The sequence below is a fragment of the Micromonospora sp. NPDC048839 genome (genome assembly GCF_040649915.1).
Taxonomy (GTDB): domain Bacteria; phylum Actinomycetota; class Actinomycetes; order Mycobacteriales; family Micromonosporaceae; genus Micromonospora.
Genome location: NZ_JBEZGL010000002.1, coordinates 1 through 13021 on the forward strand (window position 1 = coordinate 1; position 13021 = coordinate 13021).

Genomic DNA, 13021 nt, shown 5'->3' on the forward strand with positions numbered 1-13021 from the left:
CGACCCCAACCAGGCCGCCTACCAGATCAGCGTCGAACACCTCGCCGACTGGATCGCCACCCGCGGCTACGCCACCAGCTGACCCCCACACCACCACACCACACCGCATGCCGAAGGGCCGGACCCCACCACCGGGGTCCGGCCCTTCGGCGTCGTCATTTCCACCAACTGCGGTACGTATTGACAAGTTTCGACGCAGAGGTAAGGCTTGGGCAGCCGGTGAGAGCGCTCTCTCGTTCCCGCTCCGCCGGTCACCACCAGTCTGGCCAGGGGCAATCTCCGACGTCTTCGGCGGCGGCGCCGGAGCTACCCTGGCCCGTTCCCCCGACAGGAGTCACGAGATGGACAGGGCCGCACCCCTCTCCGGCAACCGCCGCCGACTGCGCCTCGCCACGGCGATCGGCGCTCTACTGGTGCTACTCGGCACGTACGTCGTCTCCACCACCGCACGGGCCGACGCCGCCCCGGTAGCCAACGCCATCCGGGTCGCCGAGTTCCCCGCCGACTGCACCTACAGCCACCGCCTGCCGGACGACCCGATCGTCTTCCCCGGCCTGCCCGGGGCGTCGCACATGCACAGCTTCTTCGGCAGCACGGTGACGAACGCCAACACCACCCTGCCCGACCTGGTCAACTCCCAGACCACCTGCAACCCGCGGGTGGATGTCTCGTCCTACTGGGTGCCGACCCTCTACCGCGACAACGTCGCGGTGGAGCCGGCGATCGCCACGTTCTACTACCTGGGCGAGGGCGTACGCTCCGACGTCGTCGCGAACACCCAGCCGTTCCCGCTCGGGCTGCGACTCGTCGCCGGCAACGCGAAGGCAACCGGGTCGAACGACAGCATCGCCCGGTGGTCGTGTCTGCACGCGGGACAGGTGGCGCCGTCGAAGAACTTCGTCAACTGCCCGTCCGGCACGATGCTGGAGTCGTACCTGGACTTCCCGCAGTGCTGGAACGGCCGCGACCTGGACTCGTCGGACCACAAGAGCCACCTGGCGTACCCGGTGAACCAGGCCTGCCCGAGCACCCACCCGGTGCACGTGCCGAAGTTGCGGCAGGTGCTGCGGTACCCGGTGAACGGCGACCCGTCGCGGTTCCGGCTGGCCTCCGGGCCGGGCTACACGATGCACGGCGACTTCTTCAACGCCTGGCCGGTCGCGGAGATGGCCCGGCGGGTCCAGGACTGCATCCGTCCCGTCATCAAGTGCGGTGCCGACGGGCGACCGCTCTGAGCCGACAGGCGCATCCCGCGGCGGCGGGTCCGGTCACGCCGGACCCGCCGTCGCGGGCGGGAGGAGGCCGGATGCGAGGAATCCCCGTGCGTGCGACCGGGTGCCTACTCCTCGCGGCGCTTCTGCTCGTCAGTGCGTGCACCAGCGGGTCACCGACCGGGCCCGCGGCATCGACCGCCACCACCGCCGTGCCGTCCACCGCTACGACGGTGGCTCCCGCACCGGTCGGGTCGGCGTCACCCAGCGGCTCGGCGGGTCTGTTCAGCGCTACCGACATCGCGTGGCTTCAGCTGACGGTGGCGATGAACGAACGCCTCCTGCCGGTGCTGGACCTGGTGCCGAGCCGGACCACCGACCCGGAGTGGCTGACGTTCGCCGCTCGGCTCGGCACGGCGCACCGCGCCAACCTGAGCACGGCCCGACGGCTGCTCGCCGCGTCCGGCGCCCCGGCGACCAACCCGCACGAGGGCCACGACATGCCAGGCATGGTCACCGCCGAGGAGTTGGCCGCGTTGCGGTCGTCCACAGGTGTCGCGTTCGAGCGGCGGGCCGACCAGCACGTCCGAGCGCACCTGGACCAGGCGATCCGGATCGCCACCGCCGAGCAGCGAGTCGGCACCCACCCCGCGACCACGGCGTTGGCCTCGGCGGTTGTCCGGACGGGAAACACCGACCTCGCCGGACTCGGACGGCTGGACCGGCCGTGATGGCGGCTCGGGAGCGCCATGGAGCCCGTATCGGTACGCAGCCCGCGACGCGGCCCCGGAATGGTTTCGGTCATCCGGCCCGGCGTGTCGTGACGCAAACCTCTTGATCACCGGTGAGGGGGAGCTTGCGGCCTTGCCAGCGGGAGCGGAGCCGCCGGTCGTGGCTTGCGACGACGACGGCGCCCGGTCCGGTGTCGAGGGCCTCTTCCAGCTCGTCGCAGAGTCGCGGCGAGAGATGGTTGGTCGGCTCGTCCAGCAGCAGCAACTCCGGCGGGTCGGCGACGAGCACGGCGAGATCGAGCCGACGACGCTGCCCGGCGGACAGGTCGGCAACCGGGCGGTCGAGGTCCGTTGCGGCGAGCAGACCGAGTGACGACAGCGGCACGGCTTCGGCCCGTTCTTCCCCGACCGCCCGGGCGAAGACCTCCCTGGCTGTCCGGTGCGGATCCTCGAAGACGCTGTCCTGGCCCAGCAGGCCGACGCGTAGACCCGGTCGCCGCCAGACGACTCCGGCACCGGTCAGGTGACCGGCCAGGACGGCGAGCAGAGTGGACTTGCCCGCTCCGTTGGGACCACTGACCAGAAGCCGGTCACGGGCCGCGAGGTCAAGGTGCGCCACTTCGAGCCGGCCGGGGACCTCCAGCCCGGTCACCGTGACGATGGGCTCGTCGCCGTTGCCGTTGGCGAGAACGGGCGCGTGGAAACGCAACGGCTCCGGCGGCGCGGGGACCTGGTCGCGTTCCAGCGTCTCCAGTCGGCGGGCGGCAGCACGGACCCGGCGGGAGATCTGGTTCTGCACGCGGCCGGCCGTGTGCCCGTATCCCATCTTTTCGCTGTCGCGAGGGCCGCGGCCGTGGGCGACCTGGTGCCCGGTCACGGCGGCGGCATCGCGCAGCTCGGCCAGGAGTGCCTGTTCGTCGTCGTAGCGCCGACGCCACCGCTGCGCCTCGGCGCGCTTGGCCGCCAGGTATTCGGTGTAGCCGCCGCCATGGCGGACCGGCCCGTCGACCGCCGGGTCCAGATCGATGACGTCGGTGCAGACCGCGTCCAGAAAGGCCCGGTCGTGACTGGCCACCACGACCACCCCGGGCATGGCCCGAAGCTGGTCCTCGCAGAACGCCGCCGCCCCGTCGTCCAGGTGGTTGGTGGGCTCGTCGAGGAGCAGCGCGGCCGGCCGACGGATCAGCATCGCCGCGAGGGCGAGGCGGCCGCGTTGCCCGCCGGAGAGCGCGGCCAGCGTCCGGTCGTGCGGCATCCCGCCGAGACCGAGGCCGGCGAGCACCGTCCGGGCCCGTCGGTCGGCGTCCCAGGCGTCGCGGTCCTGCGCCCGCTCCAGAACTTCGCCGTACGCGGCCAGCAACCGGTCGTGTTCCGCGCCGCCCCCCGGCGAGTCGGCGAGCGCGACACCGATCCGGTTCAGCTCGGCGAGGTCCGCTCGGGCCTCGCGAAGCGCGTCGTCGAGGACCGTGGCGATGGTCGTCGACGGGGTGAAGGGCAACTCCTGGTGCAGGAAGCCGCACTCCGCCGGCCGGGAGACGGCGCCGGAGTCGGGTTCGTCGACACCGGCCAGGACCCGCAACAGGGTCGTCTTGCCGGTGCCGTTCTCACCGATCAGGCCGATCCGGTGACCGGGCGCGGCGGTCAGGGAGACGCCGTCGAGCACCCGACGGGTGCCGCGGATCCGCACCAGGTCACGGGCGATGAGAGCAGGTCGAACAGACATGGGGACCTCGGAGAGGGGAGATCCGGGCGCACACGGGTGGCCCGGCGGGAGCAGGGCATGACGACGGGGGCCGCGGCGACGGTGGCGCGTTCACGCGCCCGTCGGCGGCCGGTCCGGGCTCTCACCCGGAGATGTCGTCGTCACCTGCCACGCCTGCTCCGATCTCTGGCAACTCGCGTCCGAGATTAGCTCACCGTCAGCGGCCCCGGCCCCGGCTGGCGCTCGCCCGATCGTCCTCTCAGCCGGTCGCCAGCAGCCGGGCGATCGTCGCCGGCTCCGCCAGGTGCGGGAAGTGGCTACCGGGTAGCACCGTCACCGCGACCTCCGGCAGGGCATCCGTCAGCCAGGTCAGATAGCGGAGCGGTGGCTCGGACGAGGTCACCCACCGGTAGGGAACCCTCCGCTCGCCGATGGACCGCAGGGCGCGCTGCCGCTCGGTGGAGATCCCCTCGTCGGACCCGCTCAGGATCTCGCCCCAGTAACCCAGCAGCAGATCCGGCCGGGGATCGGTCGCGGTGGTGACGATCTCGCGTGCCTCGGCCGGCAGCGCCTCGATGCCCATCCCCGCCAGCATGCTGTCCCACACCCGCCGCCAGTCCGGGCCGCGCAGTGCGGGCTCGGCCTGGCGTACGGCCACGCCGAATGGGCCGGGCAACAGGATCTGGTCCAGATTAACCACGCCGCGCACCGGGTGCCGGGCCGCGTACGTCGTGGCGACCACCGCGCCGACCGAATGTCCCACCACGATCGGCTGGGCGAGGCCCGCCTCGGTCACCTGCTCGTGCACGACGTCGGCCACCTCCGCCATCCCGTAGGACTGCCGCCGGGGTGCGTCGCCGTGCCCGGGCAGGTCGAGGGCGAGGACCTGCCGGGCAGGATCGATCACCGCGAGCTCGCGCCGGACCGGGTCCCACTGTCGCCGGTCGAAGGTGAGGCCGTGCAGCAGCACCAGAGGTGCGCGGTCGTCATCCGTCATGACCTCACCCTCCTACGTCCGGGCGGTCGCCCGCAGCGAGTCGATGGTGAGGTCGAGAACCGCCTCCAGGTGATCGATCTTGCCGGTGGAGAGCAGCAGCAGCACGCCGCCCTGGATGCCCGCCAGCAGCGCCGCGGCGGCGCGCTCGGCGTCCACGTCCGCGGCGATGTCCCCGGTCGACTGCATGTGCCGGATCCCCTCGGTGATCGCCCCCTGCCAGCGCCACATGAGCCCGGTCACGATCGCCTGCGCGCCCGGTGCGCGTCGGCCGGTCTGCCCGAGCAACCCGTTGAGCGGGCACTTCACGCCCTGCGCGAGGTACCGCTCGATGAGCCGGTCGCGCCACGCCAGCCAGGCGGGCCAGGAGGTCAGGTTGCTGAGCATCGGCTCCTGGTCGATGAGCACCTGGTCGGCCTCGTGCTGGGCCACCGCGAGCAGCAACTCCTCCTTGCCGTCGGGGAAGTAGTGAAAGAGCTGACCCTTGCTGGTGCCGGTGCGGGCCAGCACGTCCTCGAGGCGTACCTCGTCGACGCCGCGCTCGCGGACCTCGGCGGCGGCGCCGACGACGATCCGCGCGCGGGTCGCCTCGCCCTTGCGGGTCAACGCCCGTGTCATGAGACCTCCTGGTCTGGACCTGCGGACCCCAACCCTACTCAGCTTTTGGACTTGCGGGTCCAAATTTGGCGAGCAAGGGTCTGGAGCGCGGTCCGATCCGGGCCGACACCACCATCGGGAGGGCACCACCGTGAACCACTACTACCTGCTCGGGCGGTCCGGCCTGCGGGTGAGCCGGCTGGCGCTGGGCACCATGAACTTCGGCGTCGACGGGTTCCACGCCGCGTACGGCAAGACCGAGGAGGAGGCGGAGCCGATCTTCCGCCAATACCTGGAGGCGGGCGGCAACCTGATCGACACGGCGGACTTCTACACCGCCGGGCAGAGCGAGAGGATCCTCGGTCGGCTGATCGATCGCGCCGGCGTCCGTGACCGGCTCGTGCTCACCAGCAAGGCCACCAACACCGTCGACCCGACCGACCCGAACGCCAGCGGCAACGGCCGCAAGCACCTCACGCGGGCCGTGGAAGGGTCACTGAGCCGGCTCGGCACCGACTACATCGACCTGTACCTGGTGCACACCTGGGACCGCATCACCCCGGTCGAGGAGGTCGTGCACACCCTCGACGACCTGGTCCGCGCCGGCAAGATCCGGTACGCCGGGCTCTCCGACGTACCGGCCTGGTACGCGGCCCGCGCACAGAGCTACGCCGAGGCACACGGACTGGCCCCGATGATCAATGTGCAGCTTCCGTACTCCCTGGTGACCCGGGGTATCGAGGCGGAGTTCGTGTCGATGGCGCAGAACCTGGGGATGGGACTCACCGCGTGGAGCCCGATCGGCGGCGGGCTGCTCAGCGGCAAGTACCGACGGACCGGCGAGGGCATGAGCGGGACCGGGCGGTTGACCAACCCCGACGCCGCGGGTCGGGAGATCAACCCCAGCGACTGGAAGGTCATCGAGGCGCTGGAGAGCGTGGCCGCCGACCTGGGCCGCAGCATGGCCCAGGTCGCGATCAACTGGGTGGCCACCCAGCCGGCCGTCGCCTCGGTGATCGTCGGCGCGAGCAGCCCCGAGCAGCTCGCCAGCAACGTCGGCGCGCTCGACTTCGAGATCCCGGCCGACGCTCGTCGCCGGCTCGACGAGGCCAGCGCTCCGGACCTCGGGCTGCCGTACGGCATGTTCACGCCGCAGTACCAGTCCTGGGTGGTGAGCCCCGGCCTCGGCATCGGCGACAAGCCGGCGGGTTACGCCCCGCCGGTGTTCAACGGGGCCACCCAGCCCACGGCCTGAGTGCCCTTACGGACGACGCGCACTTGTCCGTCGGGTCAGCGGGGGCGGCGGGGCTGGCGGTGGACGACCCCACCGCCTGCCTCGCCCTCAGCTATCCCCGACCCACACAGTGATGTCGTGGTGTGCGCGGTCGACCTCGAGCTGGTCGAGCTAGAACGGAACCTGGCCAGCTGCCTGTCAGCGGACCGACTAGGTCCGCGAGCAGGGCCTGTTGTGACCGGCCGCGCTGGTTCCTGGCGACTGGTGCTCCGGGCGGCGTGCGGCCAGATCAACCAGAGCGCCAGAAGGAACAGCGGGGTACGTCCGAACCCCGCGACGAGCTGGATCTCGGTGCGGCTGCTGCCCTGGACCGCGAACCAGCGAACCGGCAGAATCGACGCCGACAGATATCACGCCGTGCGGCGACAGCTGCGGAACTCATCGACGCGGGAGTGATGTTGGGTATGGAATCCGCGTCCCGGACACACCTCGGCGAACTCCTCGCGCACCACCGTCGCAGGGTCGGACTCACCCAGGATGCCCTGGCGGTACGCAGCGGCGTCAGCGTGCGGGTGCTGCGCGACCTCGAGAAGGATCGGGTACGCCAGCCGCATGCCGACTCGCTACAGCGGCTGGCGGTGGCACTGGACCTGTCGTCTGCCGACCGGGACGAGTTGATGTCGGCGGCCCGGGTCGAGGGCCGGTCCGGCGACGACCACCTTCGTGTCGACGTACTCGGGCCGCTCACGGTGACCCGCGGCGGCCGGGCGGTCACCTTCGCCACCTCGGCCCAGCGAGGGCTTCTCGGGTTGCTGGCATTACGGCTCAACCGGTCGGTCACCCGCGACGAGATCGTTGAGGTGCTCTGGGGCACCCAGCCGCCCAAGACGGCGGTCACCCAGGTCCACATGGCGGTCGGGCAACTCCGTACGGTGCTGGAACCGGCCCGCGCCCAGCGTTCGCCCGGTGAGGTGCTGCACCTCGACCACGCCGGCTACCTGTTGCGACTCGGCGACGACCAGGTCGACCTCGCCAGCTTCACCACCATGCTCGCGCGGGCCAGGTCGCTGCGGGACCAGCGCCCCGACGAAGCGCTCGATCTGCTCGACCAGTCGCTTCTCTGGTGGCGCGGCCCGGTGCTGGCCGACGCCAATCCCCGCCTGCGCGACCACCCGGTCGCCGTCGAGGCAGGCCAGCAACGTCTGGCCGCCGCGCTGTTGCTGGCCGACATCGCTATCGAGCTACGCCGGTACGAGCGGGCGGTGGCACCGCTGCGCCACCTCGCGCAGGACGCGCCTTACCACGAGGGGCTTCACGCCCGGCTCATCCTGGCCCTCGCCGGATGCGGTGAACGGGCCACGGCGCTGCGTCTGTTCGCCGAGGTGCGCGACCGCCTGATCGAGGAACTCGGTGTGGAACCGGCCCAGGAGATGCGGGTCGCGCACGTCCGGGTGCTCCGCGACGAGGTGCCCGAGCCCGACGGCGACCCCGACGGCGACGGGCCGCTGGACGCGGTCCGCGTACCACGCCGAGATCCGTGGGTGGTGCCATCGCTGTTGCCGCCGGACATCGCCGACTTCACCGGCCGGGAGGAGCCGGTCGAAGAGGTACGGGCGCTGCTGACCGGCGGGTCGAACGCTTTGATGATCGCGGCCATTGCCGGCATGGGCGGGGTGGGCAAGAGCGTGCTCGCGGTGCACCTGGCACACCTGGCCGCCGGCGCCTACCCCGACGGTCAACTCCACGTGAACCTGCACGGTTCGGAGCCGCGCCCGCTGGAGCCCGGCGAGGTCCTTGCCCGGTTCCTGCGCGCGTTGGGTGTCGACAACCGGGCCATACCCGACGACGTGGTGGAACGGGCCGCCCTCTATCGCAGCCGCCTCGCCGACCGGCGGGTACTTGTGGTCTTGGACAACGCGGCCTCCGAGGAGCAGATTCGGCCACTGCTTCCCGGCGCGTCAACCTGTGCGGTGCTGGTCACCGGCCGATCCCGGTTGACAGGTGTGGAGGGTGCGCGCTGGATCGACCTGGACGTGTTCGACCAGAACAACTCCCTGCGCCTGCTGGGCCGGATCGTCGGCGCGCAAAGGGTCGAGGTGGAGCAGACCGACGCGGCCGAGATCGTGCGACTCTGCGGCGGCCTACCCCTGGCGGTGCGGGTCGCCGGCGCCCGTCTCATGGCCCGGCCGGGGTGGCGCCTGGCGTACTTCGCGGAACTGCTCGCCGACGAACGGCGTCGGCTGGACCGGCTGGCCACCGGTGACCTGGAGGTCCGCGCGTCCCTGACGTTGAGCTACCAGGGACTGCCCGACACGGCCCGGCGACTGTTCCGGATGCTTGGGCTCTTCACCATGCAGGACATCCCCCACTGGCTGGCCGCCTGCCTGCTGGACACCTCGCTCGACGACGCCACCGAGCATGTCGACGTGTTGGTCGACGCGCAGTTGCTGGCGATGACGGCGCCCGACCGGATCGGACAGATCCGTTACCGCTTCCATGACCTCGTGCGGCTCTACGCGCGGGAGCGCGCCGAGGCCGAGGACGGCGCGGACGGCTGCTCCGAGGTGCTGGCCCGAGGTCTCGGGGCCTGGCTGGCGTTCGCCGAACGGATGGCGACCAACGTGCCCGGCCCCTGCTACGCGCCGATCCACGGTTCCGCGCCGCGCACCCCGATCGGGTTCGTCACCGACGGGTCGATGCCACGATTCGAGGCGCTGGACTGGTTCGACGCCGAGCGGTTGGCGCTGCGGGCCCTGATCCGCCAGGCCTGCGACCTCGGGCTGGACGAGTTCGCCTTCGGCTTGGCCGGGTGCCTGGAGAAGTACTTCGACATTCGCGGGATGTACATCGAGTGGATCGCCACCAACGAGCTGGTGATCGAAGCCTGCCGCCGTCACCGCAACGCGCTCGGCGAGGCGGTCATGCTGCGCGGGCTCGTCGATGTGCGGACCTGGAACGGCGGCCAGGAGGCCGGCGAGGCGATGGTTGTCCTGGGGGCGGAGGGAGCCCGGTTGCTGGAGATGTTCACCGCCTTGGGGGAACGCAGGGGGATGGCGGATGCCGCGGTCGTCTGCTCGTGGGGGCTGACCGCACAGGGCGCCGTCGAGAAGGCGGTGACGATGGGTGAGCAGTCGCTGCGCCTCGCCGAGGAGACCGGCCACATCGGTGGGCAGGCCCGCGCCCATGTCGCGCTCGCGCTCGCGCACAGCGAGCAGACCCGGCTGGGGCGGGTGCTCACCCATCTCCACACGGCACTGGGGTTGACCCGGGTCCTGGGCAACTCGCGTTATGAGTCGACCGTGCAGCAGTTCCTCGGAATCGCCTACCGGGAGGCGGGTGACCTCGACTCCAGCCGGCAGGCCCTCGCCGAGTCACTGGTGCTCTCCGGGCGCTACCGCGACCACTACGCCGAGGTGTTGCCCATGCTGGCGCTGGCCCGTGTCCACCTGCTCTGCGGTGACCTGCGGGCGGCCCGGGACACCGCGTCGACCTCCCTCGCGATGGCTCGGGAATATACGATGACCCATCACATCGCGGACGCGCTCCAGGTGCTCGGCGAGGTCGCGCTGGCCCAGGGCCGGCCGGCCGAGGCGATCGGGCATCTCGAGGAGTCGGTGCGGCTGTGGCGGACCCGCGGCTGGCCGTCGTTCCTCGCCGGCGCCCTGACCGTCATCGGTACGGCCCTGCGGGAGAGCGACAGGTCCGCTGCCCGCCGCGCCTGGGCCGAGGCACTCGATCTGTACACCGGCCTGAGCGACGACACCCGCGCCGGCACCGTCGCTCGACAGCTCCAGGCGCTGGAGGACTAGGAGCTGGCGCCACACCCCACGACGTACGGCCCTAGTGCCGTCTGCGCGCTGCCACCCCGCCGGCGACTGCCAGGACGACCCCGACGACGATCAGCGTGTAGAACAGGAGTTGCAGTAGTCCGCCACCGATATTGGGACCACCCCAACGTTCGGGGAATTCGTTTCGCGCCCAAATATTGACGAGCGCGCCGACGAGGCCGGCAATTGCAGAGAATGCGCCAAGCTTTAGCAGTCGCACCGTGGACCTCCGCTCTCGAACGATCCGAGGCGGACCGTCGTACGGTCCACAGAGTATACGGCAGCGGGCCCACGGGTGATCCTCCCTCGATCGTTGGCTTCATTGTGGAAAATGGTTCAGTCACGTGCGAGTCGATGGAGCGAGGCTCCCGGCCCGACAACCGGTCTGGGTCGACCGCTGTCGGGCCGGGAGCCTGCTCTTGACGACCTCGGGTGTTCGGACCCCCCCGTTGAGGCGCGACAACCCGGGCCGGTAGGGGGATCCTCAGGTGTCGTCACCGAAGGCCGTCACCGCGGCCCAGTACTCGGCAGCGGCGACACGGCAGCTGTACCTGACCGGGTTCCACGAGCCGAAGGCGTAGTCGCAGTTGTTCACCAGGTGGCCATGGAACGTGTTGTCACACGCTGACTTGTGGTTCCCCGGGGCCTCGTAGCACAGGTCGTGCCGCGCACACGGCCCGCGGAAGTCGGCGGCCAGGTACGAGTCCGGCGAGCTGGTGCAGTAGTCGTGCAGGGATCCGCGACTGGGGTTGTAAACGTAGTTCGACGGCACTGTCACCTGCGAGACCATGGCCGTGAATCCGTCGCCCTGGCCCAGCGTGACCGGGGCGTAGTCGGAGAGCAGCACACGCAGTGGGAATGCGGTCGTGCGGTCGAACGGGACCGTCTGTACGAGGTTGGTGCCCTCGATGCGATACGTCGCGGTAAGCACGCTCCCCTTCGCGTCGATGGCGTACGGGGCGTCGTACGCGCCGACCACCTTGCCGGCCGCGTCCTTGACGAGGACCTCGCTGGAGAAGGACGTGTCACCCTGCGCGGTCTTCGCCGGGCTCTGCACCGGGCTCAGGCTTCCGCCGAGGGGTACGGTGGCGGCGATCTGGTACGAGTGCGACGCGGCGGGTCCGGACACCGTGGCGGGCGCCAACCCATTGGTCGGGGTCGTGGAGACGACGACGACCGACGGTTCGCCGGCCGCCGAGGCAACCCCCGATCCATTGGGGATGACGATGGCCATCGTGAGGCCGGCGCCGACCGCAAGCAGTCGTGATGTTGCATTCATTCGTGATTCTCCCCGCTCTGGGCGACAGTAGAAGTGACGCAGTGGTGGGTGGTGCGCCTCCATTGCCGCGGCCAGGCCCACGGGGGACAATTGGGCGGTGCTGGAATTTCCTGGGCTCGTTCTCGCAGGAGGTCCCAGAAGCATGATTTGGCCCGCTAACACGGCCCTACATCAGCGACTTATCTTCGGCTTATCGCGGCGGAACGCCTGCGGATGCGCCGCTCCTGGCGGCTGAACGCCGTTTGGTCGTCCCGGAACAGCCCGGGGTCCGTGACCGTGGATCCGGCGGCGACGTCGACCGTAGGGGCCCTGGACGCCAGGCGCAGGTGACGTTCGACCCCGCGACGGTCAGCTCGTACCGGTTGCTCGGGTACGAGAACCGGGCGCTCGCCGACGACGAACCGGGTCGACGGAGGCGAGGTGGGACCGGGGCACAGTGTCACCGCCCTCTACGAGGTGCGGCTGACCGGTGGGCGGCACGCCTCGGCGCGTACCGCCCAGGTGCGGGTGCGCTGGCTCGACCCGTCGGACCGGAGGGCGACCGAGGCGTACGCGTCGGTCGCGGTCGCGGGCCTCGACGGCCGGTTCGACCTGGCGTCCCCCCGACTGGGGTGTGTTACGCGGCCGGATACTTCGCCGAGGGATCCGAAGGTGAGTGAGCTGGCCACGCTCATCGCCCGGCGGTCTAGCCAGGGCCGTTGCACCGCACGGCGACCGTCACGGCCGGCTCTGCTCGGGAAGCTGGTTGCCGTAGTAGGCACCGGCGCCGTGCTTGCGGGTGAAGTGGCGGTCCAGCAGCCACTGGGGCGCGGCCGCCGCGGCGTTCAGCGACAGCGTCTTCAGGGCCATCTCCGCGACCGCCTCGCAGACGATCGCGTTCTCCACCGACTTGAGCGGGTCCTTCGCCCAGGTGAAGGGGCCGTGGTTGGCGGCGAGGGCGACGGGGTTGGCCAGTGCCTCGGCCTCTCCCCCGATCAGCTCGATGATCGCCCGAGCGGTGTTGAACTCGTAGTCGTGGGCGCACTCGTCGGCCGTGAGGTCGCGGGTCACCCGGATCGGACCGGCGAAGGTGTCGGCATGCGTGGTGCCGAGCACCGGCACGTCCCGCCCGGCCTGGGCGAAGGCGACGGCGTTCGTCGAGTGGGTGTGGGTCACCCCACCGATGGACGGCCAGTGCAGGTAGAACGCGCGGTGGGTCTCGCTGTCGACGGAGGGTCGCAGCTCGCCGGCGACGACCTGCCCGGTCTCCAGATCCACCGGGACCAGGAGGTCGGCGGTGAGGTCCTGGTACGCCACGCCGGAGGGCTTGATGACGTAGATGCCTGCCTCGCGGTCGACCCCGCTCACGTTGCCCCAGGTCAGCGCGGCCAGGCCGGCCGAGGAGATGAGGCGGTTCGCGGCGAGGACAGCGGCGCGCAAGTCGGTTGATCCGGCCGTACTCATTGC

The 13021-nt window shown here is 70.8% G+C and carries 10 protein-coding genes and 2 pseudogenes; 6 read left to right on the top strand and 6 right to left on the bottom strand.

Going from position 1 to position 13021, the window contains the following annotated elements:
• Positions 1-341 precede the first annotated feature (341 nt).
• Both AB0C25_RS03240 and AB0C25_RS03245 read left to right on the top strand, forming a co-directional pair.
• A complete protein-coding gene (locus tag AB0C25_RS03240) occupies positions 342-1235 on the top strand; it encodes a DUF1996 domain-containing protein (protein ID WP_357369080.1) in 894 nt (297 codons plus the stop codon).
• 71 nt (positions 1236-1306) lie between these two features.
• The gene (locus tag AB0C25_RS03245; protein ID WP_357369082.1) at positions 1307-1942 is read left to right on the top strand and encodes a DUF305 domain-containing protein; all 636 of its coding nucleotides are present in this window, start codon (positions 1307-1309) and stop codon (positions 1940-1942) included.
• Between the two features lie 70 nt (positions 1943-2012).
• Here AB0C25_RS03245 and AB0C25_RS03250 read toward each other — a convergent pair whose 3' ends face one another.
• The 3 genes from AB0C25_RS03250 to AB0C25_RS03260 all read right to left on the bottom strand — a co-directional run bounded on the left by AB0C25_RS03250 (position 2013) and on the right by AB0C25_RS03260 (position 5256).
• Entirely contained in the window at positions 2013-3665 is a 1653-nt protein-coding gene (locus AB0C25_RS03250; RefSeq protein ID WP_357369084.1) for an ABC-F family ATP-binding cassette domain-containing protein, read from the bottom strand.
• A gap of 238 nt (positions 3666-3903) precedes the next feature.
• Positions 3904-4641 (bottom strand): alpha/beta hydrolase, encoded by a 738-nt coding sequence (locus AB0C25_RS03255; RefSeq protein WP_357369086.1) that lies wholly within the window; start codon positions 4639-4641, stop codon positions 3904-3906.
• 12 nt (positions 4642-4653) lie between these two features.
• Positions 4654-5256 carry a TetR/AcrR family transcriptional regulator gene (locus tag AB0C25_RS03260; protein ID WP_357369088.1) on the bottom strand — a complete coding sequence of 201 codons (603 nt, stop codon included), beginning with the start codon at positions 5254-5256 and terminating at the stop codon, positions 4654-4656.
• Between the two features lie 130 nt (positions 5257-5386).
• Between AB0C25_RS03260 and AB0C25_RS03265 the strand changes: the two genes are divergently transcribed.
• The gene (locus tag AB0C25_RS03265) at positions 5387-6490 is read left to right on the top strand and encodes an aldo/keto reductase (RefSeq protein ID WP_357369091.1); all 1104 of its coding nucleotides are present in this window, start codon (positions 5387-5389) and stop codon (positions 6488-6490) included.
• A 443-nt stretch (positions 6491-6933) separates the two neighbouring features.
• Positions 6934-10278, top strand: a complete 3345-nt coding sequence (locus tag AB0C25_RS03270) for a BTAD domain-containing putative transcriptional regulator (RefSeq protein WP_357369093.1) — start codon at positions 6934-6936, stop codon at positions 10276-10278.
• Between the two features lie 31 nt (positions 10279-10309).
• On the opposite strand, the gene AB0C25_RS03275 is transcribed toward AB0C25_RS03270, so the two are convergent.
• The gene (locus AB0C25_RS03275; RefSeq protein ID WP_357369095.1) at positions 10310-10516 is read right to left on the bottom strand and encodes a hypothetical protein; all 207 of its coding nucleotides are present in this window, start codon (positions 10514-10516) and stop codon (positions 10310-10312) included.
• A 264-nt stretch (positions 10517-10780) separates the two neighbouring features.
• Positions 10781-11575 (bottom strand): phospholipase A2, encoded by a 795-nt coding sequence (locus tag AB0C25_RS03280; protein WP_357369097.1) that lies wholly within the window; start codon positions 11573-11575, stop codon positions 10781-10783.
• Between the two features lie 326 nt (positions 11576-11901).
• Between AB0C25_RS03280 and AB0C25_RS03285 the strand changes: the two are divergent.
• Positions 11902-11961: pseudogene (locus AB0C25_RS03285) on the top strand (YfbK domain-containing protein); the annotation flags it as partial.
• A 25-nt stretch (positions 11962-11986) separates the two neighbouring features.
• Positions 11987-12049: pseudogene (locus AB0C25_RS03290) on the top strand (hypothetical protein); the annotation flags it as partial.
• 243 nt (positions 12050-12292) lie between these two features.
• Here AB0C25_RS03290 and araD read toward each other — a convergent pair.
• The gene (gene araD / locus AB0C25_RS03295; RefSeq protein WP_357369099.1) at positions 12293-12994 is read right to left on the bottom strand and encodes an L-ribulose-5-phosphate 4-epimerase AraD; all 702 of its coding nucleotides are present in this window, start codon (positions 12992-12994) and stop codon (positions 12293-12295) included.
• Between the last annotated feature and the right edge of the window lie 27 nt (positions 12995-13021).

Bases quoted from the DNA above. Each gene is read 5' to 3' on its own strand.
- AB0C25_RS03255 (WP_357369086.1), bottom strand. From the start codon at position 4,641: ATGACGGATGACGACCGCGCACCTCTGGTGCTGCTGCACGGCCTCACC.
- AB0C25_RS03280 (WP_357369097.1), bottom strand. From the start codon at position 11,575: ATGAATGCAACATCACGACTGCTTGCGGTCGGCGCCGGCCTCACGATG.
- AB0C25_RS03250 (WP_357369084.1), bottom strand. From the start codon at position 3,665: ATGTCTGTTCGACCTGCTCTCATCGCCCGTGACCTGGTGCGGATCCGC.
- AB0C25_RS03260 (WP_357369088.1), bottom strand. From the start codon at position 5,256: ATGACACGGGCGTTGACCCGCAAGGGCGAGGCGACCCGCGCGCGGATC.
- AB0C25_RS03245 (WP_357369082.1), top strand. From the start codon at position 1,307: ATGCGAGGAATCCCCGTGCGTGCGACCGGGTGCCTACTCCTCGCGGCG.
- AB0C25_RS03240 (WP_357369080.1), top strand. From the start codon at position 342: ATGGACAGGGCCGCACCCCTCTCCGGCAACCGCCGCCGACTGCGCCTC.
- AB0C25_RS03270 (WP_357369093.1), top strand. From the start codon at position 6,934: ATGGAATCCGCGTCCCGGACACACCTCGGCGAACTCCTCGCGCACCAC.